Consider the following 25,531-nt stretch of genomic DNA (forward strand, 5'->3'; position numbering starts at 1 on the left):
TGGGGCTGCTTGACGATTTCTTGGCGCTTCAGTCCGGACAGTCGCCGTTTGGCGCGCTAAATCAGCCGTCGCCGCTGAATGCGGAGGCCGATCAGGCGCAGCAGGCGCGCGACGCTGCGGCAGCCATCTTGGCTCGGCGGTTTCGGGGCGGCTCGCACGCGACCGCAGAGCCTGTGCCAATGCCGGCAGAGTTCGGCGCTGGCGCGTCGCCTTTCGGATTTGCCGGGCCAGGATCTATGACCGGGATCAATCCGGCGATGATTCAGGCACCCACTGCCGCTGCGCCGCTGCCTGCGCCGCCGATGGCCGCGCCGGACATGGCGCCGCAGCCGTCGCCGGCCTCGGACCTGTCGTCGGTAAACCGGACGCCGCCTGCGATAGCTCCCGCCGCGTCTGCCGTGGCTCCTGGTGCGCCGGCCGTTGCCGCGCCGCCGATGGATGCGCCGCCAGCCGCCGCGCCTGCGCAGTCCGCGCCGTTCTCTCTGGCCGGTGCTGGCGATGGGTTCGGCGATCGGCTGATGAAGGGCGCAACGGGCTTCATCGGAAATCTGCATAACGGGCCGATCGGCGCGCTCGCTGGCGGCCTCGGCGCGCTGGTGACCGGGCGCAGCACGGACGCTGGCAGCATCGAGGCGGAAAAGCTTGCCGCCACCACCAACGCGACGGCGCGGGCGCTCGTCTCAAAGGGCGCTTCGCCTGAAGACGTCTTGGCCGCATCGAAGAACCCGGCGCTGATGACCGCGCTGGTGCAGCAGTATTACGGCAAGGATAAATGGGGCGTCGTCCAGGTGGGCGAGGATGGCGACGGCCGCAAGCAGTACATGCAGCAGAACCAGGTCGACGGCACACTGCGGCCGATCGCCGGCGCGACGGCTGCGGCCGGCGGTGGCGAAGCATCAAACTTCGTGACCGGGCCGGATGGAAAGCAAATCCCGATTCCGCCGGGCGTCAACCGCAAGGAATTCATCAAAAAGGTATCCGACGCCTCGGCTGATGCCGCCACGGGCAAGGGCACCGAAGCGCAGACCAAGGCCGCAGCGTTCGCAACGCGAATGACCCAGGCGCAAAACCTGCTCGCCCCGCTCGAGCAGCAGGGAACGGGATTTTTCGCCAAGATCGGCGACATGGTCCCCGGCGGCAATTATCTGCAATCGCCGGAATACCAGCGATATAAGCAGGCGTCGTCCGCCTTCATCACCGCCATGCTGCGGCAGGAATCGGGCGCGGCGATCAACAAGGACGAGTTCACCAGGTACGAACGCGAGCTGTTTCCGCAGCCCGGCGACGGTCCCGGTGTGATCGCCCAAAAGGCCGCGGCGCGCGCGGCCGCAACTGAACAGATGCAGCGGTCGGCCGGATCGATGTTTCATGCGCCGGCTGCTGCCGCCGCGCCTGCGCCAGTCGCGCCGCCGGCAGCAGGGGCCCGGCTTCAGCCTGGGCAGTCGGCCACGATCGGCAATATCTCCATCAAGCGGGTGAACTGATGCCGACATTTGAACTGTCAGGGCCTGACGGTGGTACCTATCAAATCGACGCTCCGGACGAACACGCGGCCGTCGCCGCCTTCTCGCAATTCAACTCGGCGCCGGCGCCGGACGCTGCGCCGGTGGGCGTCAATGACGTGGCGCGGGCGGCCGCAACTGGCGTGCCGATCGTCGGCGGCGTGCTGAACAAGCTCAACGCGGCGACGAATGCGGCGCTGGCGCCGGCGCTCAATCGCTTTTTCAAGCCTGAAGATCAGTTGCAGGAACCGAACTTCTCGGACCGTATGGCGCATTCGCTGCGCGACCAGGTCGGCGCAGACAAGAAATTTGCGGATGAGCATCCGTATGTTGACACGGCGGCAAAGCTCGCCGGAGGCGTCGCCTCAATGGTTCCTGTGATGGCTGCCGCACCAGTGGCGTTTGGCCTGGCCGGGCCGATGTCAACGATGGTCCGTAATGGCGCGATTTCGGGCGCGGCGCTTTCGGGTGCCGATGCGGCGGTGCGTGGCGAAAACGTTGGGACGTCGGCGACGATCGGCGGCGTCATCGGCGGCGCGGCCGGGCCTGTCGGCAAGGGAGTTGGTAAGGTGGTCTCGGCAATCGCGGATCGCGTTCGTCCGCCGCCGGTGGTGCAGCAGAATGTGGCCCGGGTCGGCAGTGTCGATATCCCGCTTTCTCAGTCTCAGGTCACCGGCGATGCAGCGGCATCGGCAGAAGAGCAGATTTTGTCCCGTGGTGGGCGTGGCGACGCCGCGCAGCGGGTCGGGCAGAGTTTCCGCGAAAGCCAGGACGATGCCGTAAATGCGGCGCGTTCGAATATCGGCGCCGAATTGGACCCTTCGGGTGCGGTGGCGACGACGTCGCCGCAGGACGCGGCCGAACGTGTCGCGTCGGAGTTGATCGCGCAGGAGGCGGCGCGCAGCACCGCAGCGGCCCGCGATGTGGTTGATGTGCAATCCGCCGGCGCGCGGTTCTCGCATGCGCTGGACCCGGCCGGGCAGATGCGCGGCGCCACGGCGGGCGACGCCGCGGAAAACCTCTCGGAGGGATTTGCGCGGGCGCGTGACGCGGCCAAGGCAGATTACCGGGGCAAGTATGACGCCACGGCCGCGGCTCCTGGTGACTTCTCGCCGGGCTCGGCAGCAGGCTTCCGGGCCGATGTCGAGCGAGGTTTGCAGGCTGGCGACAATCCCGTGTCGCTAGATCCGACCAATACGGCCAAATCGCTGCAGGCGCTCGATGTCATTGACCGGCGGCTGAACCTGGCCGGGCCCGGCGCTCCGAAGCCTGCCGCGCCATCGGCGCCGGCGGCGACGCCGCAGCTTGCGCAGGATGTCGCGGACATTCGGGCACAATATGGCGACGACGTAGCAAACGCCTATGAACGGCAGAAGTCTGCTACGCCTGCGGAGCGCGCTGCTACGCCAGACGCTGGGCCTGTTACGCTGCGTCAGCCGTTCACCGCTGGCAACGGCGTGCCGCTGCCGGTGGAAAATGGCGCAAAGCCGCAGACGCAAAGCCTGCTCGAATTCCTCGCCTCAAAGGGCGGTCTCGGGCCGGATGCTGAATTGGCGGCGATCGGCGGCCATGGCCACACGGTCAACGTCGAGGGCGTCGGCCGGCGCAAGCTGGTGCGTCAGGGTGGGTGGCCGCTTGATTACGCGCGCGAGGCAGCGGAAGAGGCCGGCTATCTCCAAGGGAGCCACAACGGCACCTCAACCGTCAATGATCTGCTCGATGCAATGGACGCGGAAATGCGCGGCCAAAAGCGCTACCCGCAAGGGTTCGAAGGGCACGCCAGCAAGCGCGAAACTGCCGCGCGCTCGGAACGCGACGTGCACGAACGCGACGCCTTCAACCGTGGCATTGAAGATGATTTGGCCGCCGCCGGCCATGGCGAACTCGGCGGCGATGTGAAGGCGCGCGCCATCAAGTTGATGGCGGATGAGGGCGCGACCGCCGATGATGCAGTGGAACGCGCCTTTCGCCAATTGGAGCAGGAAGACGCCGCAGGAACGTTGCGAGCTGAGATTTTCCCAGGCGATCGGGCGCCGGCACAGGCTGCGGCGAAGCCGGCGGCGGAGGCACCGGGCTCGAGGTTCACCATGCGCGACGTCGAACAGGTCCGGAAGGAAATTTCCACACTGTACGGCGATGCCCGCAAGGCCATGCTCGGCGGCGGCAGCGGGTCGGACGTCAATGCTCTCGAACACATCCGCGAGCAGTTTGATTCGCGCGTTGAGCGGATGGTTGCGGACGGCGCATTTTCCGGCGACGGTCCGGCCGTGCTGAAGATGATGCGGGACGCTCGGGCATCCTTCGCCGACTACAAGCAGAAATTCAGCCGGCGCGGGCCTGGTGATGAAGTCGGGTCGGCCGTTGAAAAGATCCTCGGCAAGTACAGCGACACCAAGGCGACGCCGGACACGATCGTCCGGCTGGCCTATGGCTCTCCATCGGCGCCAGGCGGGCAAATGCCGGTGCAGATCGCGCAGCGCATCGAGAAGATTTTCGGGAAGGATTCTGCAGGAATTCGCGACCTATAAACAGGGGCTCTTTGCGCACCTGACGGAAGGCGATGACGTCGTTAAAACCGCTGGACGGATTGATGATTTTCTGAATGGCGCAAAGGGCAAGATGCTGGCGCACACGGTGTTTTCGCCGGGTGAGCGCATTTCGCTGATGAAATACGCCGACAAGCTGCGCGGCATCGCCCCACGGGCAAACGACCCTGGCGCGATCGGTGCGGCCGTGCGCCGCATCACGGGCGCCGATGGCGCGCCGCCGGCGTCGGCCAACGAGGTCGCGAGCTATCTCTATGGGCCGGGTGGCAAGGGCGCTGGGCGTGTCTCTGTGCCGCTGGCGTTGCATCTGAAGCAATCGCTTTCGCCGGAAGGGTGGTCGGCGGTGCGGCAGGGCATGTGGGAAAAGCTGACCAACGCAGGCGAGGGAAAAATTCCATTCGAGGCGCAGGCTCTGTCCCAGAGGCTGCACGAATTCTTGAACGAAAGCGGCGCGCAACTGTCGGCGGTGCTGTTCTCCGACAAGGAACTGAAGCTTATGCGCCAGCTTGCAACGGTCTATCAGAAGATGATCCCGGTTAAGGGGACCACCAATCCGTCAGGCACGGCGCCGATGCTGGCAAAGATCGCCAGCGGCGCACGCAACACGCTGCTGCCGCTGCTCGGCTTCTCGCACGGTGGCGTGCCGGGCGCCGCGCTGGCTGTCGGCCTTGACAAGGGGTTGCAGGCCATGGGCAACGCCAAGGCTGCGCGCAGTGCAACGAAGCTATTTCACGGTGAGCAGGCTAGCCGGCCGGTCGACCCGCGATTCGCAAAGGGGTTGGGCCTGCTTTCGCAGGGCGCGGCGCCGCAGATCAATCAGCGTGCCGGGCGATGATCGTACCAACGGGCAGCGGCAAACATGGCGGCGATCACGCACAGGCCGCCGACGATGCCGAAATTATCAACGACGCCATGGGCCGCGTATCTGACGCCGGCCATTACGACCGCGAAGAGCGCCAGGCAGGACAGCAACAGGGTTAGTTTCATATGGCGTTAGCCGATCAGATCGTGGGTGCCGAATCCGGCGGGAATGCCACGGCGAAAAATGAACGCTCCACCGCTACCGGCGCTGGGCAGTTCATCGAGTCAACGTGGCTCGGAATGCTCGCAAAACATCGTCCGGACCTGGCGGGTTCGCCGGCTGACTTGCTGGCGATGCGCAACGATCCGCAGCTATCAAAGGAAATGACGGCCGCATATGCAGCCGATAACGGCGCGATCCTGTCGAAAGCTGGGCTCCCCGTCAATGCCGGAACGTCCTATCTGGCGCATTTCGCCGGGCCGGCGGGCGCCGTGGGGCTGCTGAACGCCGATCCGTCCGTACCGGCTGGCTCGATCATGGGTGCGGCGGCGGTGCGTGCGAACCCGTTTCTCGCCAAGATGACCGCCGGCGACGTCGCCGCGTGGGCAAGTCGCAAGATGGGCGGGCAGGCTGCGCCGATGTCGATAGCTGGCCCAGCGCAGCGGGCCGCTACACCGGCGCCACAGCCAGCTACGGCGGCCCCGGAGCCGTCCATGGCGCAAACTGCGTTGTCCTGGTTGCCGGCGCCATCGGCCGCGCCAGTGTCGCCGCCCGCCGCACCGACCACTGGACAGGCTTTCTTTAACATCTTGCCGCAGCGTCGATTGTATCAGCGGCCCGCGCCGTTCTCTTTGAAGGGGTAATCCTTTGGCTTTTTTCAGTTGGTCGCGGACAGCAGCCGCGAACGGGTCTGCAGATCCATCCTGCCCGTTCCCGGAAGGTATGGCGCCATCTGCAGTGAACGACAGTGCCCGCGGCGCGATGGCTGCGCTTGCGGCGTACCGGGATGATATCTCGGGCGCGACCGTCACCGCCGGCACAAACGTGGCGTACACGGTCGCAACATTTTCCGGGTTCGACACGCTGGCGCACCTAGATAAGCAGGTGGTGGCATTTACGCCGCACACCACCAACGGCGCGGGGCCGGTGGTGCTTAACGTGGATTCGACTGGTTCAAGGCCGTTGCGCACGTCGCCAGGCATCGAGTTGTTGCAGGGAACCATCATCCAGGGGACGCCGTACCTGGCGGTACTCAACAACACGGACGGCTCTTATTACCTTCAAGGATTTTATGGGAGCGCCTACAACGTTCCGCTCGGCGGCATGCTTGAGACGACAGATTCGGTGGTCCCAAATAGCTCGTTTGTTGCGCCAGTCGGGCAGGCGATTTCGCGAACTACTTACGCCACTTATTTCGCGCGCGTCGGGACAAATTTCGGCGCCGGTGATGGCGCAACGACCTTCAACGTCATCGATATGCGCGGTTGCGTGGGGGTCGTCACCGATGGCGGAGCTGGGCGCATGCCAGGCGTTGGGTTGAATTCCGCAGGTGGCGTCGCGGGCGCTAGTCAAGCTCTGGCGCTTTCACAGATTCCGAACTATGCGCCGCCTTTTTCAGGAAATTCCGTAACTCCAACGGGGGCGGTATCTTCAGGGGTTATCTACGGTGGAGCTATTATCGGCGTCCCGACAGGGTCGGGGGCTTTTACGAGTACCAATTTCGGTGCGATCAACGTAAACATCAACCCGATTACGCCGTCTGGCACCGTTGGGTCGATCAATGGCGGCCAGGGCCAGGTAGCCATCAACACCGCCATGCCATATCGCGGCGTCAACAAAATCCTGCGGATTATTTAGCAGTTTTGATGCCGGTTAATACCGTCGCGCTGGCTATCTCAAGCTGGGCCGCTTGAGACAGTCCCGTGCAGAACGGCTTATTGAGGTAGTTCGTTGGGTTTGCAAGGAGATCTGACACCTTCATCCGATCAAAGCTCATGCGGGCGACTAGCGGAAGGTTGTTGCGCCATGTCCGAAGTATCCACGATAACGACCAAATCGGGTGAGTTGAGAGCGGCACGCTGACTTCGATGCTCCCCAACGCCTCTTCAAACAGGGACCGAATCCCTTGCGGCGTGGCGTTAAAATAGTGGTGCGGGTAGCCGTGGAGCGGCTGCAGGAATGGAATGCAGCAGTATAGATCGCCCCCGGGCTTGAGGACTCTAATGATTTCCTTGGCGCATTTGAATGGGTCGCGGACGTGCTCGAGCACCGCGACCGATATCACAGCATCAAATGACGCATCGGCGAAGGGAAGGGCTTCGCCAACGCCGATCACGTCCGTGCTGTCATAGTCAACGATCTCGTAGTTAACCACGTTTTCGTGATAGATCGGACGCTTGCCGGCGCCACAATCGAGGATGAGGCCGGCGCTGTGTTTCTCGATCAGCGCGTTTACCGTGCCATCGTAGCCGTTCGCTGAAATATTGTCGGTTTCCGCAATGCGAGTTTGCTGCCGCAGCTCATCGCTCAAAAAGTCGAGCTTCAGCCCAAGCCTCTCAAACGGCATATCTGTACGTAGAAACGGCGCCAGCCGATCCATCTTTCGAGCGCGGGCGGCTTCAGAGACGCCGCGATGCTCAGAAGTGTAGCGGAACGCGCGGCCTTCGGCGTGCCCGTGGCGCAGGTAATGAATTTTAGCGCTCTTGCCAGACCTTTTAACGTCGGGGTTCAAGGTGAGGTAGGCCGCCGGGTCAAAGTCTCGCGGGAGTCTGAACTTCATTGATCGGCACCAAAATATGAATGTTTAGATATCTCTACGCCGTCCCATTCTTTAAGGCCATGGGGGCCGCAGAAAGACGAAGGGTTTTAGCTGTTTTTTCACATTGTGGCCTCTGGGTTGATGGGTAGATGCACCCGTAACCAAGGCGCCGCGCGATGAAACTCAGGCTGATCGAAAATGCTTGGCGCGATCTGCACCGGCTTTGGAGTATCCGGATCTCGATCGCCTACGGTGTCTTTATGGGGATCAACTGCGTCCTGGCGGCCTTCTTCGACGTGTTCAACCCGTGGTTTCTTCTGGCCGTCGCTGTCTTTGTCAATATCGTGCTGATTCCGCTCGCGCGGTCGATTAAGCAGGCTGATCCGGAGACCGCAGAATGACCGCACGCAAAACGGTTCTCACGGTCGCCTCGGCCGCCGCACTCGCAATCGCAGTCCCCGCCGTAAAGCAGTATGAGGGTTACACGCCTGTCGTGAAGCCGGATCGGCTTGCCAATGGTCTGCCGACCGGCGGGTATGGCGAGACTGTCGGCGTCAAGCTCGGTGAAACCCACGATGAGAAGTTCTGGGCGGATCGGCTGCAGCGTCGTCTTCGCGATGAGTACGATCGTCAGATTGGCGAGTGTATAAAAGTCGAGTTGCCGGACGGCGTTCGCGCCTATGCAATTTCGACGGCCTACAACGCCGGTTCTGCTGCGGTCTGCGGCTCGCCGATGGTGCGCAAGTGGAACGCTGGCGACGTTGTTGGCGGTTGCGAGGCGATCAAGGGATGGCGGACCGGATCACATCCACAGGGACCGCGCGGGCCGCTGGTGATCCAGCGCGGTTTGGTCAATCGACGCAATGACGAGATCGGCGAAGTGCTTGGACTACGCGCGCGGGCAGAGGGTTGCTCCCAAAGTCGAGCGCCAGCTCGCCGCAGAAGCGACGCAGAAACCGCGCTGGTATCGCTGGATTTTCAAATGATCCAGTCAGCCATTGAATCTGCCTGGCACTTCGTTTTCGGCTGGCCGTCTATCGCCGTCGCAATCGGCATTGCTGCAACGGCCGCGGCCGTCTTCAGCGAAAACATCATCGTAAAATTCGCGATTCCGGATCTCCGAAAATGGGCCATTTGCGTTGCGGTGGTCGCCTTCTCCTTCACCGCAATTGCAGGGAAATATTACAATGACGGGCTCTCAGAAAAGCAGCGCCAGTGGGACGAGGCCTTGGTGCGTGAGGTCGGAAACGGGGCGAAGATCCTTGAGGGCGCTCGCAGCGCTGGCCGCAATGACACTCCTGACAGCCTGCGAAACGACTCGTGGAACCGTGACAACTGGACCAAGCCGGTTGTCCGCTGAGGCCCGGTGCGCCGGGTGGCCTAAGGGTGAATTTTCCGCGTCGAAGGACACTCCGGAAACTGTCCGCTGGTTTGGCGTCTACAAGCGTGTAGGCGTCAAAAAGGGTTGCTGGGGGCCGCGCTGATGCAAGAGGCGGAAGTCCAACAGATCGTCGCGGCCGTCCTCGCGGAGCAACAGCGGCTCCACAAGGAAGGCATTGACGACGTCGTGATGAAAACCGTGATCAACCTGCTGACGTCCTTCGGCTTCGAAGAGGACGAACGGAAGGAACTGAAAAAGGATTTCATCCACCTTCGCAAGTGGCGCATCAGCGTCGAATCGGCGGAAGGGCTCACGGTCAAGGTGATTGTTGGAACGATCGTGAGCGGCCTGGTCGCGGCCGTATGGCTGGGCTTCAAGGCGTTCGTCGGCAAGTAATCCGCGCCGGCGGTCCCGGCTGATCCCGCAAAGGAAGAACCAATGAACAGCGCAAGCGAAGCCTCGATCGAGGCCGAACTGAAGACCAAGGGCCTGAACGTTCCCCGCATCGACCCAGCCCACATCGACGGCCAGATTGTCGGATCGTCCTATTACGTGTTCTCCGGAACCACCCTGACCATCTGCGTCCTGACGCTGCGCAACGGCTTCCATGTGACGGGCGAAAGTGCTTCGGCGTCGCCCGAAAACTTCGATGCGGCCATTGGCCGGCGAATCGCATTCGATAACGCCCGTGCGAAGATCTGGCAGCTTGAGGGTTATGTGCTGCGGTCGAAGCTTGCGGCGGCCTAGTTTCGGTTTACAATCGAAACGGAAACCCCTTACGGTTCAACGAGGGTGAAAGCACTCGGTTTCCAATAAAATCGAGTGGTTTCAACTAACCGCCCCCATCTGGGAGACTAGGGGTCGGAGGTTCAAATCCTCTCGCTCCGACCATTTTTAGAAGTAAATCCAACGCCTTAATATTGGCTGGTTTTCAAGAATCGACTGTTTTCAGACGATTCACAATCTTCCTTATCCGGCCGTTCCTACTGCGATCACGTCCCGGTAGTCGCCTAGGCATGGGCGGCCTGTGTGCCGTGCCGCGCCATATAGGAATCAATCGTCTTTTGCGGCTTGTCTACGATCCCTGTCATCGCCTCGGCTATCGCTGGCGTGGTGGCGCTGGCCTTGGCAAGTGCTGAATGAACGCGCGCGTGTCAGCTGAATTTTGTCAGGGCCGCGCAAAATTCGAGAGAGCCGAATGGAGTTTCGTGCACCGCCTCGACACGCAATCCGCATACGCCGAGGCCGTTTAGATCGGAGATCAGCTTCCCGAAGCTTCCTGGCGTGAACTGCCACGCATGAACGTCAATATATTCACCGTTCGATGCGTCGAACTCGCTCAGAGCGATGGCGAGATTATGAGGATCAATGCGCTGCTCGCCGTGGTCTCCGCGCCAATGACGAAGAGCGTCGTTGTGCGTCGTCATCGCCCGGTGCTCGATGACGTTTTCGAGGGTGTGAACCTTGCGTCGTTCGTGGAACGCGGCGAGCGCTTGGCTCGCCGACGATTCCTGCAAGAAATGATCGAAACAATATCGTTTGTCAGGAATGGTGAGCAGATATCGCCCACCGGGATTCAATAGCTGCTCCACCTTCTGAAGGTGAGAAACGAGATCTGGCTGATGCTCGATGCAATGGCTGCTGGCTATCACATCGAATGTTCCGGTCACCGCTGAAAGATCGCCGATGGGTGAAACGAAATCGATCTCAACCGGAGATACGACAGGATATCCTACGCTCCTCGCCCTCTCGATAAGATGAGCTTTATCGAGGACGTCGAAATAGCTCACGTTTGGCCCGACAAGCATAGGGTTGGTGAATGGCCCTATCTCCAGAGCAGACTCGTTCAGCGAAATGAGGGAGATCAAATCCGCTCGCGTGAATGGGGCGCCGGAAAAAGGGCTCACAGCTCTGCGGGCAAGCCGTCTGACGAGGGAAAGGCGCTGAAACATCCAGAGATAGTTACCGCAAGGCGCGCTCGCTGGCGATGGTTATCTCAATTTCTACATTTTAGCAGCTGGGTCGACGGAGAGACGCATCGCAACCAAGGCGCCGCGCGATGAAGATGACGTTCATCGACCATGCCGGGTGGGTTTTTGGATATACCCGCACGACTTCATCTCCGCCCCGCCGCGCTACCTCAACGCTTCCGCACTCGCAGCAACACTATCCGCAAGATTCTGCATCAACGGCACGTAGCGCTTGATCAGGTCCTGGCGGTCGATCGCCGAGATGAAGTAGCTCATGCCCACCGTCGCCAGCACTTTTCCATTGCCGAGGATTGGCACGGCGATGGTGCCCGACGAGCGCGGCTCCACCGTGGGATCGCGTTCGGCAAAGCCCTGTTTGCGGATCGAGGAGAGCAAGGACAGGGTTCGCTTGCGGTCGACGATCAGGCCGTCTTCCGGCTCCTTCGAGCGCGCCAGCAGGTCGAGCAGCATGGAGCGCTCTTCCGCAGGGCAGAACGCCAGATAGGCGCGGCCCAGGGCGCGGCGCAGCAGGCTGAGATGCATGTTGATGGTGCCGTGGAACGGCGACACCGGGCTGTCGGGGATGGTGCTGAAACGTACCATCACCGAGGTGACGTCGAGCACGCCGATCGCCAGGGGCCAGTGATATTGCGCCGTGAAGGCCAGCGCCCACGGCCGCGCCGCCTCCACCACCAGCGGATCGCCGTGAAAGCCGTTGCTGAGCGACTTGACGCGCGAGGCCACAGCATAGCCGCCCTGGCGTCGGTCATTGACCGCATACCCCATGGCACACAGCGATTTCATCAGCCGCACGATGGTCGATTTCGGCAGGCCGGTGGCGCGGTGCAGCAACAGGATCGACGCCACGCGATGCCGGTTCAATTCCTCGAGCAGCACCAGGGTGCGGGCGGCGGCTTCAACCTTCAGCGGGCGAGGGGGCGTCATCGGCATTCCACTGTGCGGAACATGAGGGAATAGCTATGGCCCAAAGACGGAGCGGCTGCAATGTTTCCGTCAAAGAGCGCCACGTTTGTTGCTGACAATGCGGCTGCGCAATCAACCTTGGGAGGCCGCCATCATGGCTGACAGTTCCGTTTCCTATCCCGACACTGTGCCGCTGCCGCCACTGTCGCGGCCGCAGGAGGTCGCCGATCTCCTGGTCGGCGCCATCGACCTGCATTGCCACAGCGGCCCGGCGGCGATGCCGCGCATCCTCGATCACCATGAAGAACTGCTCGACGCCGCCGAAGCGCGGTTTCGCGCTGTGCTCTACAAGGACCACTTCTATCCCGGCATGGCCCACGCCATCATTCTGGAAAAGCTGTTCCCCGAACTCGGCGTGAGGCTGTTTTCCGGCGTGGCGCTGAACAATGCGTCGGGCGGCATCAACCCGCACGCCGTCAACCATGCCATCAACCTGGGCGGCAAGATCGTCTGGATGCCGACGCTGTCGGCCGCCAACCATATCAACGTGCAGAACAGCGGCGCCGCCAAGAATTTTCCCAAGACGTCGAAGAAATCGCTCGATCCCATCCCGCTGACGGCGCTGGATGCCAACGGCAAGCTGACCGACGACACCAAGAAGGTGATCGATCTGATCGCCGAGGCCGACATCATTCTCGCCGGCGGTCACCTGCATGTCAGCGAACAGCACGTGCTGTTCGAAGAGGCGGTCCGCCGCGGCGTCAAGAAGATGCTGGTCAACCATCCCACCTATGTGGTCGGCTTCGCCGACTCCGACATCCAGCAGTTGACCGGCATCGGCGTCACCATGGAACATTCGATCTGCATGTTCATCGACGGCAAGTCGAAGAAGTTCAGCGCCGACGATCTCGCGCATCTCATCGAAGTGGCCGGAGTCGACAAGACCATCCTGTCGTCCGACCTCGGCCTGCTGGCGTCGATGCGGCCGGTGGACGGCTTCCGCGCCATCACCCAGATGCTGCTCGACCTGCAGATGCCGGAAGCGACCATCCGGCAACTGATCGGCGGCAACGCCGCGGCGTTCCTGAACCTGCCGCCGGCCCAGGCGGCCGGGCAGAACGCGGCCTGATATGCCCGAATTGCCTTCTCTGATGCAGGCCGTCAGGATCACGCAACCTGGCGGCCCCGAAGTTCTAGTATTTGCTCATGAGCCGCTGCCCGAGGTGCGGGCCGGCGAAGTGCTGGTCCGTGTCGTCGCGGCCGGCGTCAACCGGCCGGATATCCAGCAACGCCGCGGCCTCTATCCGGCGCCGCCTGGCGCCTCGGAGATTCCCGGCCTCGACATCGCCGGCGTGGTCGTCGCTGTGGCCGAGGGCGTGACCTGGCCGCGCGTCGGCGACGCCGTGTGCGCGCTGGTCACCGGCGGCGGCTACGCGCAATACTGCAACGTGCCGGCGGTGCAATGCATGCCGTTGCCCAGGGGCTACGATTTCGTCAAGGCGGCGGCGCTTCCCGAAGTGCTGTTTACCAGCTGGAACAATATCATCCTGCTCGGGCGGCTGGCAGAGGGTGAAAGCATTCTGGTGCAGGGCGGCACCAGCGGCGTCGGTATGGCGACCATCCAGATCGCCCGGTTGCTGCGCCGGGCGCGGGTGTTCGCCACCGCAGGGTCCGAGCAGAAGCGCCAGATCTGCCGCGACCTCGGCGCCGACATCGCGCTCGATTATCGCGACGACTGGGTCAAGCCGCTGCTGGAAGCGACCGGAAACAACGGCGTCGATGTCATTCTCGATGCCCAGGCCGGCCCCTATACGGATCGCGAGTTGCAACTGCTGGCCTTCGATGGCCGCCTTGTCCTGATCGCCAGCCATCTCGGCGAGCGCGCCGATATCAACGTGCGCCAGATCGTGCGGCGCAGGCTGACGCTCACCGGATCCACCATCCGTCCGCGTCCGCCCGAATATAAAGCGCGCATCGCCGAGGCGTTGGTGCAGCAGGTCTGGCCATTGCTGGAGAGCGGCCGGATGCGGCTGGATGTATTCGCGACATTCTCGCTGGCGGAGGTGGCACAGTCGCATGCCCTGCTGGACGCCAATGAGCAGATCGGCAAGGTCGTGCTGATCGTCGATCCGCAACTGGCCCATCTGGTGCCTCCATCGCAGGCCGCGTAGCCAACCGCAGAGGGCGCCATGACTGACCAGATCTCCATTCCGGTGACGCGGGCTGAGGCGTTCCTGGCCGGCCTGTTCGAGCGCGCGGGGCTACCGCCGGCCGCATCGGTGGAGATGGGGCGCGCGCTGGTCGATGCCGATGTCGCCGGTCTGCCGTCGCACGGACTGTCGCAGGCGGAGATGTATATCCGGCGGCTGCTGCTCGGCAGCGTGTCGGCTGAGGTCGAGCCTGTTGTGGTCGAGAGCCGTGAGGCGACCGCGGTGCTCGACGCGCGCGGCATGTTCGGCCATCTCGCTGGCGACCGGGCCATGAAGATCGCTATCGAGCGCAGCAAGACGTTCGGCGTCGGCGTGGTGGCGGTCCGCAATAGTTTCCATTTCGGCGCGGCAGCCCGCTATACGCAACAGGCCAGCGACAGCAACTGCGTCGGCATGGCCATGTGCAATACCAAGCCGATGATGCCGGCGCCGGACGGCCTCGAGAAGCTGGTCGGCAACAATCCGTTGTCGATCGCGTTGCCGGTTTCCGACGGACCGGATTTCGTGCTCGACATGGCCATGAGCGAGGCGGCGCTCGGCAAGATCCGCGTCTATGAGCGGGAAGGGAAGCCACTTCCACCGACCTGGGCGGTGGACCGCGACGGCGACCCCACCACGGATGCAAAGGCTGCCATCGACGGCATGCTGCTGCCCTCCGGCGGCGCCAAGGGCTTCGGCCTTGCGATGGCGATCAATCTGATGACCAGCCTGCTGGCGCAGGGGCCGGGCGGCGACGACGTCGCGCCGCTGTACGGCGACCTGTCCAGGCCGTTCCTGTGTTCGCTGCTGTTCCTCGCTATCGATATCGGTCACTTCCGGCCGGAGCAGGCGTTTCGCGATGCGGCGTCGGCGGAGCTGGCGCGGGTGCGCGGCTCGAAAGCGCGGAACGGGGCCTTGCGCACGCCGGGCGAGCGCAGCTGGACCCGACGTCATAGCGGTAACCAGACGATCCAGATTCCCAAGGCTTTGGCCGATGGCTTGAACCGCCTGGCCGATGAGATCGGCGGAGTGGCGCGACTTGGCTAGCTCTGCCGCCTGACCGCACTGCACGCTGAACCGTGCGACGTTCCATTGTGCGGAATGGCGGGACATTCCACAAGCCACCGTGCCGGCTTGCATTGTAGTACTTCGAACAAGCCGTCGAAGACGGCAACAGGAAACGCCGAGGATTGAGCCAGCCCATGCAATCACGTGTCGTCATCACTTGTGCCGTGACGGGTAACCAGACCACGCCGGAGATGACTCCGCATCTGCCGATCACGCCGGCGCAGATCGCCGAAGCCTGTCTCGGCGCGGCTGCGGCAGGTGCGGCCATCGTGCATATCCATGTTCGCGATCCCGAGACCGGCCGTCCCTCCATGGAGATCGACTACTACCGTGACGTGGTGGATCGCATCCGCGCCGGGAACAAGGAGGTTATCCTCAACCTGACCACCGGGCCGGGCGGCCGTTTCGTTCCCGATGCGGAGGATCCGAAGGTTGCCGGTCCCGGCACCACGCTGATGCGGCCGGAAGATCGGGTGGCGCATGTTGCACTGCTCAAGCCGGACATCTGCACGCTCGACCTCAACACCATGAATTCCGGCGGGCAGGTGGTGATCAACACGCCGGCAAATGTTCGCCGCATGGCGGCGGTGATCCGCCAGGCCGGCGTGAAGCCGGAGATCGAACTGTTCGACTCCGGCGACATCGCCCTCTGCCGCGATCTCATCGCCGACGGCACGCTGCAGGGCCCGATCCTCAGCTCGATCGTGATGGGCGTGAAGTACGGTTTCCAGCCATCGCCGGAGACGGTGCTGTATGCACGCAGCCAGCTTCCGCCCGGCACGGTGTGGACTGCCTTCGGCACCGGACGCAGCGCCTTTCCGATGGTGGTGCAATCCTATCTCGCAGGCGGCCATGTCCGTGTCGGGCTCGAGGATGGCATCTATCTCAGCAAGGGCGTTCTCGCCGAGACCAACGCCGCCATGGTTGAGAAGGCGCGCGGCATCGTCGAATCCCTTGGCGGACAGATAGCGACGGCGCGGGAGGCCCGCGAGATGCTGGCGCTGCCCATGTGACGATAATTCGCTGACTTGACTGACTTGACTGACACCAAACAACGCAGGGCAAACCTGCAGCACAATCGGAGGAAGCCATGCGTCTCTTGTCTCTCGGCCTTGTCGGCCTGGTCCTCGCTTTCGCGCCCTGTCACGAGGCCGCGGCGCAAAAATGGCCGGATCATCCGGTCACCCTGATCGTGCCGTTTCCGGCAGGGTCCGCCGTCGATACGCTCGCGCGGGCGGTCGCCAACAATCTCGGCGAAAACCTCGGCAAGCAGTTCATCGTCGACAACCGCGCAGGGGCGGGCGGCGGCATCGGTGGCGCCGCCGTCGCAAAGGCGAGCCCGGACGGCTACACGCTGCTGTTCGGGACGCCTGCGCCGATCGCGCTCAACAAGCTGATGTACAAGAGCCTCGCTTACGATCCCGAGCGGGATTTCATGCCGGTGATCCTCGTTGCCAAGTCGCCGCTGATCGTCGCGACCAAGCTCGATTTCCCGGCGAAAACCTTCGCGGAACTGATCGCTTACGCCAAGGCGAACCCGGACAAGGTCAATGTCGGCCATCCCGGCAACGGCACGCTCGGGCACATCACCTCGGAACTGATCCAGCAGTTCACCGGCGTGAAGATGACCAACGTGCCGTATCGCGGAACGGCGCCGCTGACCACCGACCTGCTCGGTGGCGTTGTCGATGTCGTGATGGATTTCATGCCGACCTATGTGCAGCTGGTCGAGACGGGCAAGATCAAAGCGCTCGCCGTGACCACCAGCGATCGCGCGGCACAATTGCCCAACGTTCCAACGGTGCAGGAATCCGGCTTCAAGGGTTTTGAGGCCTCCGCATGGTACGCGATGGTCGCGCCGACAGGCACGCCGAAGGAGATCGTCAGCACCTTGAACGAATTGGTGAACGCCTTCCTGAAGAGCGAGAAGGGCAAGGCGCTGCTCGCGCAGAATGCGCTGCAGCCGGTCGGTGGCACGCCGGAGGATCTCAAGGCATTCATCGCCAGCGAGCTCGCCAAGTGGAAGCCGGTGATCGAGGCCGCCAAGATCACGATGTAAGAAAGAGGGCTCTTGTCCCGGACGCAGTGCAATGCGCCTCCGTCAGGAGGCGACATGCACTGCAGAGCCGGGACCGCCAAAAACTCCGAGCTCGGCACGGTCCCGGCTCTGCGGAGCGGCATAAGAATGCCGCACCGCGTCCGGGACACGAGGCCTGATCGCAGATCTCTGTCGATTCAATTGAAAGCACCTGAGATGTCCGCCATCCAAGTTCCTGCGTTACCGATCCCGAAAGTCGCGCTCGTCACAGGCGGCAGCAGCGGCATCGGCAAGGCCATCGCGGTGCGGCTTGCCGCGCTGGGGGCGCTGTCGTGGTCGGCTACAACAGCCGGCGGGAACAGGCCGAAGAGGTGGTCGCCGGCCTGCAGGGCACCGGGCACCTCGCCATGCGCATCGCCATCGACGATCCGCAATCCATCACGGCAGCCGCGACAGCTGTGACGGAAAAATACGGGCGCCTCGATGCACTGGTCAATTGCGGAGGCGCGACTACGCCCGTGCCGGCCAACGATCTTGACGGGCTGACCGACGCGATCTTCGATCGCACCGTGACGATCAATCTGCGCGGACCATTCGCCATGGTCCGGGCTTTCCGTCCGTTGCTGGAAAAGGGCAGCAGCGCGACCATCGTCAACATCTCGTCGATCGCGGCGCGCACGGGGATGGGCAGCAGCCTGGCCTATCTGGCGGCGAAGGCCGGCGTCGACGCGCTGACGGTCGCGCTCGCCAAAATCCTCGGGCCGCAGATCCGCGTGTTCTCGATCTCGCCGGCCGGCGTGGACACCGATTTCGTCGCCGGGCGAACGCGTGAACAGCTGCAGAAGGTCGCCGACCGGATGCCGCTCGCCCACATCACCACGCCCGACGACGTCGCAAGGGCCGTCGTGGCGTGCATCGTCCACCTCACCAGTTCGACGGGAATTGTGGTGCCGGTGGACGAGGGCCGCCACCTTTAGGTCTGACGCCCGCGACATGGAGAAAGCACAATGAACAAGTTGAAGTTCTACATCGACGGCGCCTGGGTCGATCCGGCCACGCCGTCGACGTTGGGCATCGTCAATCCCGCCACCGAGGAGACCTTTGCGCAAATCAGCCTGGGCTCGCGGCAGGATGTCGATCGTGCCGCCAGGGCGGCCCGCCGCGCTTTCGCGACCTGGTGCGACGTCAGCGTCGAGGCCCGCCTCACCTACCTGCGGAAGGTCATCGAGGGCTTCAGGGCGCGGCTGCCCGACCTGGCGCGGATGATGACGCTCGAAATGGGCGCACCGATCACCTTTGCGACCGAACGCCAGGCGACCGTCGCGCTGTTTCACTTCGAAGAGGCCGCGCGCGTGCTGGCGGAGTACCGGTTCGAGGAGCGGATGGGGAACGAAATCGTCCGGCGTGAACCGATTGGCGTCTGCGGACTCATCACGCCGTGGAACTGGCCCCTCAACCAGGTGGCCTCCAAGGTCGCACCGGCGCTGGCGACCGGGTGCACCGTGGTGCTGAAGCCCAGTGAGATCGCGCCGCTCAGTGCCATGCTGCTCGCCGAGATCATTCACGATGCCGGGATCCCGGCCGGTGTCTTCAATCTCGTCAACGGCGACGGACCTGTGGTGGGCGAGGCGATCGCCGCCCATCCCGCCATCGACATGGTGTCGTTCACAGGATCGACATCCGCCGGCATCCGGGTGGCCAAGCTGGCCGCGGACACGGTGAAGCGCGTGGCCCAGGAGCTGGGCGGCAAGTCCGCCAATATCATCCTGGGCGACGCAGACCTGAAGACTGCGGTGATCGAAGGCGTACACGCCTGCTATACCAACGGCGGCCAGAACTGCCAGTCGCCGACGCGCATGCTGATCCCGCGCGCCTCGCGCGACGCGGCCTTCGCGGCGGCGCGCGAGGCCGTCGACAGCATACGCCTCGGCGACCCGCTCGATCCGGCTTCGACCATGGGGCCGATGGTGAACCAGGGACAATTCGACAAGATCCAGGATCTGATCCAGTCCGGCATCGACGAAGGCGCGACGCTGGTCGCCGGCGGCATGGGACGGCCGGCGGAAGTCAATCGCGGTTATTACGTTCGCCCGACGGTGTTCGGCGACGTGACGCCGCAGATGCGGATCGCCCGCGAGGAGATCTTCGGGCCCGTGATGTCCATCATGAGCTACGACACCGAGGACGAAGCGGTCGACATCGCCAACGACACGCCATTCGGCCTAGCGGGCTTCGTGCAGTCGAAAGACCTCGACCGCGCGCGAAAAATCGCCAACCGCATCCGGGCAGGGCGGGTCTATCTCAACGGCGCGCGCTTCGATCGCAGCCTGCCGTTCGGCGGCTACAAGCAGTCGGGCAATGGCCGCGAGTTCGGGGTGTTCGGATTTGAGGAATATCTCGAGGTCAAGGCGATCCTCGGCTACCGGGCGAGCGCGCAATGACCCGCATGAATGTCACCGTCGGCGGCACACCGCTGAAGAATCCGCTGATCGCCGGATCGGCCGAGCACCACATCGCGGCGGATGGCGTTCGGCGCGCCTTGCGCACCGGCGCCGGCGCGGTGGTGGTCAAGTCCATCAACGAGTCGGAGCGCGGCCGCGACCAGCTGCAGCGCGCGCAGTACATGCTGCTGGACGAGCAGTGGCGCGAAATCCCGTGGACGCCGGAGGCGCCGGCCACGGCGTTCATCGCCACCCGCTCCGGGCTGACCCCGCAGGACTTCGCGGCCTGGCTCGAGCAGACGGTGCAGCTCGATCGCGAGGCCAAGGCGATGGATTCTTATGCCATTGCCAGCCTGATCGTCGCGGATCTCGCGAACACCGTGGCGATGGCCAGGCAGGTCGAGCAGGCCGGTGTGCGCATCCTCGAACTCAACATCGGCACGCCCTATGCGAGCCAGGCCAGAGGCGTGGTGTCGACCGAGCTCGATCCCGAGCGGGTGGCGATGATCGTCTCCACGGTGCGGCAGGCGATCGGCATTCCATTGTGGGTCAAGCTCACCGGGCAGAGCGAGCGCGTGCCCGATCTCGCTGCTGCGGCGTATCGCGGCGGCGGCGACGCGGTCATCATGGCAGGACGCCTGCTTGGATTCGTCCCCGACGTCGAGACATTGCAGCCGCTTCTGGGCACCGCCCTGGGGGTCGGCGGGTTTTGGAATCTGCCGCTCACCTGTTACTGGCTGGCCGTGTCGCGACAGCAGAACGGTCCAGACAAGCCGTTGATTGCCACCAATGGCGTGCGCAACGGACTCGATATCGTCCGGGCGATGCTGGCCGGTGCCAGCGCCGTGGAGATGGCCTCGGAGGTGATGCTGCGCGGATCGTCGGTGCTGTCAGACGCCTTGCAGGAGCTTGATGCTTACCTGCAGCGCAAGGGGCTCACGGCCGCCGAGCTTGTCGGCGTTGCCGCGGATCAGCGCAAGGCGTTTTCCGATATGCCATTGCGGACCGACGACTGGAAAAAATATGTTGCCGACGGCGAAGCGAGCATTCGAAAGGATTGACGATATGCGATCAATGAACCGGCGGGCGACCGCACTGGGGCTGCTTGCGGCGGCATTCTGCCTTGCGCATGCTGCACCAGGTCACAGCCAGACCTGGCCGACGCATGCTGTCACGATCGTTGTGCCGTTCACGGCCGGCACCACCTCGGATGTGATCGCCCGTAGCCTCGCCCAGGAATTGAGCGCGAAGTTCGGTCAGCCCTTCATCGTTGAAAACAAGGGCGGCGCCGGCGGCAATATCGGCGCGGCCAGCGTTGCGCGCGCTGCACCTGATGGCTACACGATCCTGTTTGCGACGACGTCGCAAGCCGCCACCAACAAGCTGATGTACAAGCACATGGAATACGATCCGCAGCGCGATTTCGCGCCGGTCGTGCTGGTCGGCAAGGCGCCGGTGATCGTCACGGCTCGGCCCGATGCGCCGTATAACTCGCTGGCCGAATTCATCACCTATGCGAAAGCTAATCCGAACAAGGTCACCGGCGGCTTTCCCGGCAACGGCACGCTGGGCCACATCACCGGGGAACTGCTGGCAAGCAAGGCCGGCATCGAATTCGGCAAGACGCAGTACCGCGGTGCGGCCGCCATCCTCGCCGATCTTCTCGGAGGTCACATCGATATCGGCATGGACTCGATGGCGCCTTACGTGTCCAACGTCCGCGAAGGCAAGATCAAGGCGCTGGCCATTGCATCGTCCAAACGGTGGTCGGTGCTGCCGGATGTGCCGACGGTCGCGGAGTCCGGCCTTCCAGGTTTCGAGGCCAGTGTCTGGTACGCCATGCTGGTGCCGGCCAAGGTGCCTTCCGACATCGTGGACAGACTGAATGCAGCCACCAATGTGTGGCTGAAAGATCCGAAGACCCAGGAATCGCTGGTTAGCTTCGGTTCTGAGCCGGCAGGCGGAAGTCCGGCCGATCTGGCGGCCTTCACGCAGTCCGAGATCGACAAGTGGAGCCCGATCATCAAGGACGCCAACATCACCTTTGACAAGGCGTCGTCGATAACCTGGCATCACACGGGGGCGCGGCGCGGCGTTCGGCCGCCGCGCTTTGCAGCGGCGGGCTGGTCCGCGCCGTGGCCTTGGCCGAGCTTGCGCGAGATCTGCCGGGCCGTCTCGATCAGCTGCGCCACATCGGACGGCCGCGGCTTCTCGGGCAGAAACTGGATCGAGCCGACCAGTGCGACACAGGCAATGCAGGCATCCTGAGCATCGAAGATCGGCGCCGCCACCGCGTTCAGGCCGAGCATGGCCTGTTCCGGCGCCGTGGCAAAACCCAGCCGGACAACTTCCTGCAATTCCTGCTCGATCTTGCGTGCCGACACGATGGTCCTGTCGGTGAAGCGCTGAAGCGGCTGGCCGAGCAGTCGGGCACGCAGCGGCAGCGGCGCAAACGCCAGCATCACCTTGCCCTGGGCCGAGGCATGAAAAGCCAGCTCGCTGCCCGGCCGCACGCCGATTTCGATCGGAGACCTGCCGGACAGCTTGCTCAGAACCAGCGCGCCGCGCGGCGTCATTTCGGACAGCACCACCGGATGCCCAAGCGCATCGCGCAATTGCCGCATCGGCCCGTCGGCGAGGTGCACGAGATCCGTCTCCGGCGCATGCCGGGCGAGCAGGCGGCTCCGCGGGCCGATGGCGTAGCGCGACGTCGTCGCGTTCTGCGCCAGATAGCCGCGTTCGACCAGCGTCTGCAGATGCCGGTGCACCGATCCCTTGGTCATGTTCAGGCGTTCGGCGATCTGCGTCACGCCCAACTCGTCGTCAGCGAAGGCGACCGCCTCCAGCACATCGATGGCAAGTTGGACGGAGTGGACCCCGCCCGGTTTCAGTTCGTTCATCGGATCTCCGCAGCAGTTCACGAGCGCGGAACAACGTAACGCAAAGTCGCGCAAGTGCAATCGATGTTGCAACGCTGGCGCTCATCGAGCCGAGATTCCGCTTGGCTGTTGACAGGCCGTTCGACACTGCATTAACTTAAAATGAAACAGAGTTTCGCTCTCGCGAACAATTTATGCGAGATCACCGGGCAGCGCTAGAACCAAGAAGGCGGTGAGGAAATGACAGGACCGGCAAATTCCGACGTCGAGCAGCGCATTGATGCCTTGTTGAAAGGCGCGATCGATCCGCATGTGCACAGCGGCCCCTCGATCGCGTTGCGCGGCATCGATCATCTCGAACTGCTGCAGCAGGCCTCGGAGGCCGGCTTCGCGGCCGTGGTGACCAAGGATCACGACTACAGCGGCGTGATGACCGCGGCGCTGATCAGGAAGCACCATCCCGAGCTGAAGACGAAGATCTATTCGAGCATCGTGCTCAACAACGTGGTGGGCGGCTTCAACCCCTATGCGGTCGAGCACACCGCCGCCATGGGCGGCAAGATCGTCTGGATGCCGACGCTTGCCGCGGAGAACCACCTGCGCTGGCAGGAGTCGGCGAAATGGGTGCATCCGGCATCGACCGAGAAGATGCGGCCCGTCACCGTGATCCCGGTGCTGAACGGCGACAAGACGGTGCGCGACGACGTCAAGGAAGTACTCGATATCGTCGCCAGCAACGATATGGTGCTGGCCAGCGGCCATCTCCATGTCAGCGAGACCTGGGTGGTGTTCGAAGAAGCGCAGCGCCGTGGCGTCAAGCGCCTAGTGTTCACCCATCCGGAAGACATTGTCGATGCCTCGCTGAACGATGTCAAAGGCATCGCGGCGATGGGGGCTTTTGTCGAGCACTCGCTGTGCATGTTCCTCGAAGGCTGCAAGTTCAAGAGCCGTGAGCCGGAGGATCTGCGCAACCAGATCGAGGCCGCAGGAGTGGAGCAGACCATGCTGTGCTCGGATCTCGGCCAGACCGGCACCTTCAGTCCGCTCGACGGCTTCCGCCGCGGCATCCGGCTGTGCATGGACCTCGGCTACGACGACGAGCAGATCCGCAAGATGATCTCGACCAACACCGCGCGCGCGATGGGCATCGAGGCGGACGTCGCCGCGGCACGGGCCAACTGACGTTCCGCACAATGGAACGCACGAAATGGCCGGTGCGCCGCGCGCTGCCGGTCGCCTAGACTAGGCGACCGAACCAAAAGTTGAAGGGAGATCGCTCATGTATGACGCTACTGATCCGCGCGCCAAGCTCGCGCCTGCCGCTGCTGCCGCCAAGCCTGTGCCGCCGGGCCCGTTCGGGCAGGCCGAATACCTGAAGTTCTACGAGCAGCCGCCGCAGGACGACGGTCCGGAAGGTAAGAGCTGGTACGGCCGCGGCCAGAATTTCCTGGTCGCCTATACCGAGGGCAAGGCCGGCGGCGTTCTCGCCCGCACCGATCAGCCCGACGAATACGCCGTGCTGTTGTCCGACCCCAAGGTGGTTGTCGAGATCACCACCGCCGACGGCACCCAGCGCGTCAACGGCCGCTCGCTGGCCTTCGTGCCGCCCGGCGCGTCGAGCATCAAGATCATCGAACCCGGCCGTATCCAGCGCATCTTTACCACGCGCTCGACCGATCTCGCCGCCAAATGCGCCAACGCCGCGTCCTACGCCCATGCGAAGCCGTATGTGGCGCTGCTGGAAGACTGGCCGGCGCCCAAGGACGGCTTTCGTCTGCGCGTCTACAGCCTCGACGTGGCGCCGGAGCCCGGCCGCTTCGGCCGCATCTGGCGCTGCACCACCATCATGGTGAACTATCTCGACGGCTATCAGGGCCCGCGCGACGCTGCAAAACTGTCGCCGCATCATCATGACGATTTCGAGCAGTGCTCGCTCGCCGTCGAAGGCGAGTTCGTCCATCACCTGCGCTGGCCGTGGACGGTCAACAAGGCGAACTGGCGCGAGGACGATCACGAGCTGTGCAAGACGCCGTCGCTCGCTTTCATTCCGCCGCCGTCGATCCACACCACCGAAGCCTGCGGCAAGGAGTTCAACCAGTTGGTCGACATCTTCTGCCCACCTCGCCTCGACTTCTCGCAAAAGCCGGGCTGGATCCTGAACGCTGACGAATATCCGATGCCGCCGACGGCGACCCAGACCACAGCGGCAAAGGCTTGATGATATGACCAATGCTTCCACCTTCCGGCAGCGCATGCTGGCCGGCGATAAACTTGTCGGCACCTTCCTGAAGACCCCGACCAGCCACGCCACCGAGATCCTCGGCAACATCGGCTACGATTTCGTGGTGATCGACCAGGAGCACGGCCCGTTCGACCGCACCACCAGCGACATCGCCCTGCTGGCGGCGCGGGCCCACGACATTCCGGCGCTGGTGCGCGTGCCCGGTCCGGATTCGATCCTCTCCGTGCTCGACTGCGGCGCGACCGGCGTGCTGGTGCCGCATGTGAAGACCGCGGCGGCTGCCCGCGAGATCGCGGCGCTGTTCCGCTATCGCAACGGCAGCCGCGGCTTCGCGACCAGCACCCGCGCCGGCAACTACAGCGGTGTGCCGATGTGGACGCACATCGCGGCCGCCGACGCGCAGATGGTGTTCGTCGCCCAGATCGAGGACCCGGTGGCGCTTGACGAGATCGACGCCATCGCTGCCGTCGAGGGCGTCGACTCGCTGTTCATCGGACGCGGCGATCTCACCGCGGCGTTTGGCGACGAGACCAAGGACCCGCCGGCGGTACTGCGTGCGGTCGAGCTCATTTCGGAAGCCGGCCGCAAGGCCGGCAAGCCGATCAGCGTCTATGTCGGCAACGCTACCGAGGCCGAGTGGCTGAATTCGCGCGGCGCCACCGTGTTCGTGCTCAATTCGGACCAGGGTTTTCTACGCCAGGCGGCGACATCCAACCTGAAGGATGTTCGCGGCAAGGTGGGCGGCCCGTCCTGACGGAGCCGCCGCGTTTACTGAAGCTGCCAATAACAAG

General features: G+C 63.7%; 26 protein-coding genes and 1 pseudogene. 22 read left to right on the top strand and 5 right to left on the bottom strand.

Features of this window, described 5'->3' with window-relative positions; genetic code table 11:
• Positions 1–257 precede the first annotated feature (257 nt).
• The 6 genes from ONR75_RS15905 (at position 258) to ONR75_RS15930 (ending at position 6,707) form a co-directional block, all read left to right on the top strand.
• Entirely contained in the window at positions 258–1,484 is a 1,227-nt protein-coding gene (locus tag ONR75_RS15905; protein ID WP_265083430.1) for a hypothetical protein, read from the top strand.
• Positions 1,484–4,030 (top strand): hypothetical protein, encoded by a 2,547-nt coding sequence (locus tag ONR75_RS15910; protein WP_265083431.1) that lies wholly within the window; start codon positions 1,484–1,486, stop codon positions 4,028–4,030. The genes ONR75_RS15905 and ONR75_RS15910 overlap by 1 nt, the downstream gene beginning before the upstream one ends.
• On the top strand, positions 3,930–4,883 hold the full coding sequence (locus ONR75_RS15915) for a hypothetical protein (protein ID WP_265083432.1): 954 nt from the start codon (positions 3,930–3,932) through the stop codon (positions 4,881–4,883). The genes ONR75_RS15910 and ONR75_RS15915 overlap by 101 nt, the downstream gene beginning before the upstream one ends.
• Positions 4,880–5,029 (top strand): hypothetical protein, encoded by a 150-nt coding sequence (locus ONR75_RS15920; protein ID WP_265083433.1) that lies wholly within the window; start codon positions 4,880–4,882, stop codon positions 5,027–5,029. Before ONR75_RS15915 ends, ONR75_RS15920 begins: the two co-directional genes overlap by 4 nt.
• Positions 5,030–5,194: 165 nt before the next feature.
• Positions 5,195–5,713, top strand: a complete 519-nt coding sequence (locus tag ONR75_RS15925; protein WP_265083434.1) for a hypothetical protein — start codon at positions 5,195–5,197, stop codon at positions 5,711–5,713.
• A 94-nt stretch (positions 5,714–5,807) separates the two neighbouring features.
• Positions 5,808–6,707: a tail fiber protein gene (locus ONR75_RS15930; RefSeq protein ID WP_265083435.1), complete on the top strand. Its 900-nt coding sequence runs from the start codon at positions 5,808–5,810 to the stop codon at positions 6,705–6,707.
• On the opposite strand, the gene ONR75_RS15935 is transcribed toward ONR75_RS15930, so the two are convergent.
• The gene (locus tag ONR75_RS15935; RefSeq protein WP_265083436.1) at positions 6,700–7,629 is read right to left on the bottom strand and encodes a methyltransferase domain-containing protein; all 930 of its coding nucleotides are present in this window, start codon (positions 7,627–7,629) and stop codon (positions 6,700–6,702) included. The two genes, ONR75_RS15930 and ONR75_RS15935, sit on opposite strands and share 8 nt — an antisense overlap.
• Before the next feature lie 155 nt (positions 7,630–7,784).
• On the opposite strand from ONR75_RS15935, the gene ONR75_RS15940 reads away from it, so the two are divergent.
• The 4 genes from ONR75_RS15940 (at position 7,785) to ONR75_RS15955 (ending at position 9,736) form a co-directional block, all read left to right on the top strand.
• Entirely contained in the window at positions 7,785–8,009 is a 225-nt protein-coding gene (locus ONR75_RS15940; RefSeq protein WP_265083437.1) for a hypothetical protein, read from the top strand.
• On the top strand, positions 8,006–8,968 hold the full coding sequence (locus tag ONR75_RS15945; RefSeq protein WP_265083438.1) for a glycoside hydrolase family protein: 963 nt from the start codon (positions 8,006–8,008) through the stop codon (positions 8,966–8,968). Before ONR75_RS15940 ends, ONR75_RS15945 begins: the two co-directional genes overlap by 4 nt.
• 123 nt (positions 8,969–9,091) lie before the next feature.
• Positions 9,092–9,385, top strand: a complete 294-nt coding sequence (locus tag ONR75_RS15950; RefSeq protein ID WP_265083439.1) for a hypothetical protein — start codon at positions 9,092–9,094, stop codon at positions 9,383–9,385.
• 42 nt (positions 9,386–9,427) lie between these two features.
• Positions 9,428–9,736 carry a Gp49 family protein gene (locus ONR75_RS15955; protein WP_265083440.1) on the top strand — a complete coding sequence of 103 codons (309 nt, stop codon included), beginning with the start codon at positions 9,428–9,430 and terminating at the stop codon, positions 9,734–9,736.
• Positions 9,737–10,143: 407 nt separating this feature from the next.
• On the opposite strand, the gene ONR75_RS15960 is transcribed toward ONR75_RS15955, so the two are convergent.
• The gene (locus ONR75_RS15960; protein ID WP_265083441.1) at positions 10,144–10,779 is read right to left on the bottom strand and encodes a class I SAM-dependent methyltransferase; all 636 of its coding nucleotides are present in this window, start codon (positions 10,777–10,779) and stop codon (positions 10,144–10,146) included.
• 345 nt (positions 10,780–11,124) lie between these two features.
• Entirely contained in the window at positions 11,125–11,904 is a 780-nt protein-coding gene (locus tag ONR75_RS15965; protein WP_265083442.1) for a DNA-binding transcriptional regulator, read from the bottom strand.
• A 133-nt stretch (positions 11,905–12,037) separates the two neighbouring features.
• On the opposite strand from ONR75_RS15965, the gene ONR75_RS15970 reads away from it, so the two are divergent.
• From ONR75_RS15970 to ONR75_RS15990, 5 genes are all read left to right on the top strand, one after another.
• A complete protein-coding gene (locus ONR75_RS15970) occupies positions 12,038–13,012 on the top strand; it encodes a DUF6282 family protein (protein ID WP_265083443.1) in 975 nt (324 codons plus the stop codon).
• Between the two features lie 22 nt (positions 13,013–13,034).
• Positions 13,035–14,054, top strand: coding sequence for an NAD(P)H-quinone oxidoreductase (locus tag ONR75_RS15975; RefSeq protein ID WP_265083444.1), 1,020 nt, complete (start codon positions 13,035–13,037; stop codon positions 14,052–14,054).
• Positions 14,055–14,072: 18 nt separating this feature from the next.
• Positions 14,073–15,119: an Ldh family oxidoreductase gene (locus ONR75_RS15980; RefSeq protein WP_265083445.1), complete on the top strand. Its 1,047-nt coding sequence runs from the start codon at positions 14,073–14,075 to the stop codon at positions 15,117–15,119.
• Positions 15,120–15,274: 155 nt separating this feature from the next.
• Positions 15,275–16,153 carry a 3-keto-5-aminohexanoate cleavage protein gene (locus ONR75_RS15985; protein ID WP_265083446.1) on the top strand — a complete coding sequence of 293 codons (879 nt, stop codon included), beginning with the start codon at positions 15,275–15,277 and terminating at the stop codon, positions 16,151–16,153.
• A 77-nt stretch (positions 16,154–16,230) separates the two neighbouring features.
• Positions 16,231–17,199 (top strand): Bug family tripartite tricarboxylate transporter substrate binding protein, encoded by a 969-nt coding sequence (locus ONR75_RS15990; protein ID WP_265083447.1) that lies wholly within the window; start codon positions 16,231–16,233, stop codon positions 17,197–17,199.
• Between the two features lie 176 nt (positions 17,200–17,375).
• Here the strand turns inward: ONR75_RS15990 and ONR75_RS15995 are convergent, their stop codons facing one another.
• The gene (locus ONR75_RS15995; protein WP_265083940.1) at positions 17,376–17,612 is read right to left on the bottom strand and encodes a hypothetical protein; all 237 of its coding nucleotides are present in this window, start codon (positions 17,610–17,612) and stop codon (positions 17,376–17,378) included.
• Between ONR75_RS15995 and ONR75_RS16000 the strand changes: the two genes are divergently transcribed.
• From ONR75_RS16000 to ONR75_RS16015, 4 genes and pseudogenes are all read left to right on the top strand, one after another.
• Positions 17,550–18,155, top strand: coding sequence for an SDR family NAD(P)-dependent oxidoreductase (locus ONR75_RS16000; protein ID WP_265083678.1), 606 nt, complete (start codon positions 17,550–17,552; stop codon positions 18,153–18,155). The two genes, ONR75_RS15995 and ONR75_RS16000, sit on opposite strands and share 63 nt — an antisense overlap.
• Positions 18,156–18,185: 30 nt before the next feature.
• Positions 18,186–19,619: an aldehyde dehydrogenase family protein gene (locus ONR75_RS16005; protein ID WP_265083448.1), complete on the top strand. Its 1,434-nt coding sequence runs from the start codon at positions 18,186–18,188 to the stop codon at positions 19,617–19,619.
• A complete protein-coding gene (locus tag ONR75_RS16010) occupies positions 19,616–20,680 on the top strand; it encodes a tRNA-dihydrouridine synthase (RefSeq protein WP_265083449.1) in 1,065 nt (354 codons plus the stop codon). The genes ONR75_RS16005 and ONR75_RS16010 overlap by 4 nt, the downstream gene beginning before the upstream one ends.
• Before the next feature lie 13 nt (positions 20,681–20,693).
• Positions 20,694–21,596 (top strand): annotated as a pseudogene (locus tag ONR75_RS16015) (Bug family tripartite tricarboxylate transporter substrate binding protein); the annotation flags it as partial.
• A 95-nt stretch (positions 21,597–21,691) separates the two neighbouring features.
• Here the strand turns inward: ONR75_RS16015 and ONR75_RS16020 are convergent.
• Positions 21,692–22,519: an IclR family transcriptional regulator gene (locus ONR75_RS16020; protein ID WP_265083450.1), complete on the bottom strand. Its 828-nt coding sequence runs from the start codon at positions 22,517–22,519 to the stop codon at positions 21,692–21,694.
• Between the two features lie 219 nt (positions 22,520–22,738).
• Here ONR75_RS16020 and ONR75_RS16025 point away from each other — a divergent pair, with 219 nt between their 5' ends.
• The 3 genes from ONR75_RS16025 (at position 22,739) to ONR75_RS16035 (ending at position 25,494) form a co-directional block, all read left to right on the top strand.
• Positions 22,739–23,680, top strand: a complete 942-nt coding sequence (locus ONR75_RS16025) for a DUF6282 family protein (RefSeq protein ID WP_265083451.1) — start codon at positions 22,739–22,741, stop codon at positions 23,678–23,680.
• A 97-nt stretch (positions 23,681–23,777) separates the two neighbouring features.
• Positions 23,778–24,716 carry a hypothetical protein gene (locus ONR75_RS16030; RefSeq protein ID WP_265083452.1) on the top strand — a complete coding sequence of 313 codons (939 nt, stop codon included), beginning with the start codon at positions 23,778–23,780 and terminating at the stop codon, positions 24,714–24,716.
• Positions 24,717–24,720: 4 nt separating this feature from the next.
• A complete protein-coding gene (locus tag ONR75_RS16035; protein ID WP_265083453.1) occupies positions 24,721–25,494 on the top strand; it encodes an HpcH/HpaI aldolase family protein in 774 nt (257 codons plus the stop codon).
• The last annotated feature ends 37 nt before the right edge of the window (positions 25,495–25,531 follow it).

It is taken from the genome of Rhodopseudomonas sp. P2A-2r, from assembly GCF_026015985.1.
Lineage (GTDB): Bacteria > Pseudomonadota > Alphaproteobacteria > Rhizobiales > Xanthobacteraceae > Tardiphaga.

Bases quoted from the DNA above. Each gene is read 5' to 3' on its own strand.
- ONR75_RS15945 (WP_265083438.1), top strand. From the start codon at position 8,006: ATGACCGCACGCAAAACGGTTCTCACGGTCGCCTCGGCCGCCGCACTC.
- ONR75_RS15905 (WP_265083430.1), top strand. From the start codon at position 258: ATGATTCAGGCACCCACTGCCGCTGCGCCGCTGCCTGCGCCGCCGATG.
- ONR75_RS15975 (WP_265083444.1), top strand. From the start codon at position 13,035: ATGCAGGCCGTCAGGATCACGCAACCTGGCGGCCCCGAAGTTCTAGTA.
- ONR75_RS15935 (WP_265083436.1), bottom strand. From the start codon at position 7,629: ATGAAGTTCAGACTCCCGCGAGACTTTGACCCGGCGGCCTACCTCACC.
- ONR75_RS15990 (WP_265083447.1), top strand. From the start codon at position 16,231: ATGCGTCTCTTGTCTCTCGGCCTTGTCGGCCTGGTCCTCGCTTTCGCG.
- ONR75_RS15940 (WP_265083437.1), top strand. From the start codon at position 7,785: ATGAAACTCAGGCTGATCGAAAATGCTTGGCGCGATCTGCACCGGCTT.
- ONR75_RS15955 (WP_265083440.1), top strand. From the start codon at position 9,428: ATGAACAGCGCAAGCGAAGCCTCGATCGAGGCCGAACTGAAGACCAAG.
- ONR75_RS15980 (WP_265083445.1), top strand. From the start codon at position 14,073: ATGACTGACCAGATCTCCATTCCGGTGACGCGGGCTGAGGCGTTCCTG.
- ONR75_RS16030 (WP_265083452.1), top strand. From the start codon at position 23,778: ATGTATGACGCTACTGATCCGCGCGCCAAGCTCGCGCCTGCCGCTGCT.
- ONR75_RS16020 (WP_265083450.1), bottom strand. From the start codon at position 22,519: ATGAACGAACTGAAACCGGGCGGGGTCCACTCCGTCCAACTTGCCATC.
- ONR75_RS15950 (WP_265083439.1), top strand. From the start codon at position 9,092: ATGCAAGAGGCGGAAGTCCAACAGATCGTCGCGGCCGTCCTCGCGGAG.
- ONR75_RS16035 (WP_265083453.1), top strand. From the start codon at position 24,721: ATGACCAATGCTTCCACCTTCCGGCAGCGCATGCTGGCCGGCGATAAA.
- ONR75_RS15910 (WP_265083431.1), top strand. From the start codon at position 1,484: ATGCCGACATTTGAACTGTCAGGGCCTGACGGTGGTACCTATCAAATC.
- ONR75_RS16005 (WP_265083448.1), top strand. From the start codon at position 18,186: ATGAACAAGTTGAAGTTCTACATCGACGGCGCCTGGGTCGATCCGGCC.
- ONR75_RS16025 (WP_265083451.1), top strand. From the start codon at position 22,739: ATGACAGGACCGGCAAATTCCGACGTCGAGCAGCGCATTGATGCCTTG.
- ONR75_RS16010 (WP_265083449.1), top strand. From the start codon at position 19,616: ATGACCCGCATGAATGTCACCGTCGGCGGCACACCGCTGAAGAATCCG.
- ONR75_RS15915 (WP_265083432.1), top strand. From the start codon at position 3,930: ATGGCTCTCCATCGGCGCCAGGCGGGCAAATGCCGGTGCAGATCGCGC.
- ONR75_RS15970 (WP_265083443.1), top strand. From the start codon at position 12,038: ATGGCTGACAGTTCCGTTTCCTATCCCGACACTGTGCCGCTGCCGCCA.
- ONR75_RS15920 (WP_265083433.1), top strand. From the start codon at position 4,880: ATGATCGTACCAACGGGCAGCGGCAAACATGGCGGCGATCACGCACAG.
- ONR75_RS15965 (WP_265083442.1), bottom strand. From the start codon at position 11,904: ATGACGCCCCCTCGCCCGCTGAAGGTTGAAGCCGCCGCCCGCACCCTG.
- ONR75_RS15985 (WP_265083446.1), top strand. From the start codon at position 15,275: ATGCAATCACGTGTCGTCATCACTTGTGCCGTGACGGGTAACCAGACC.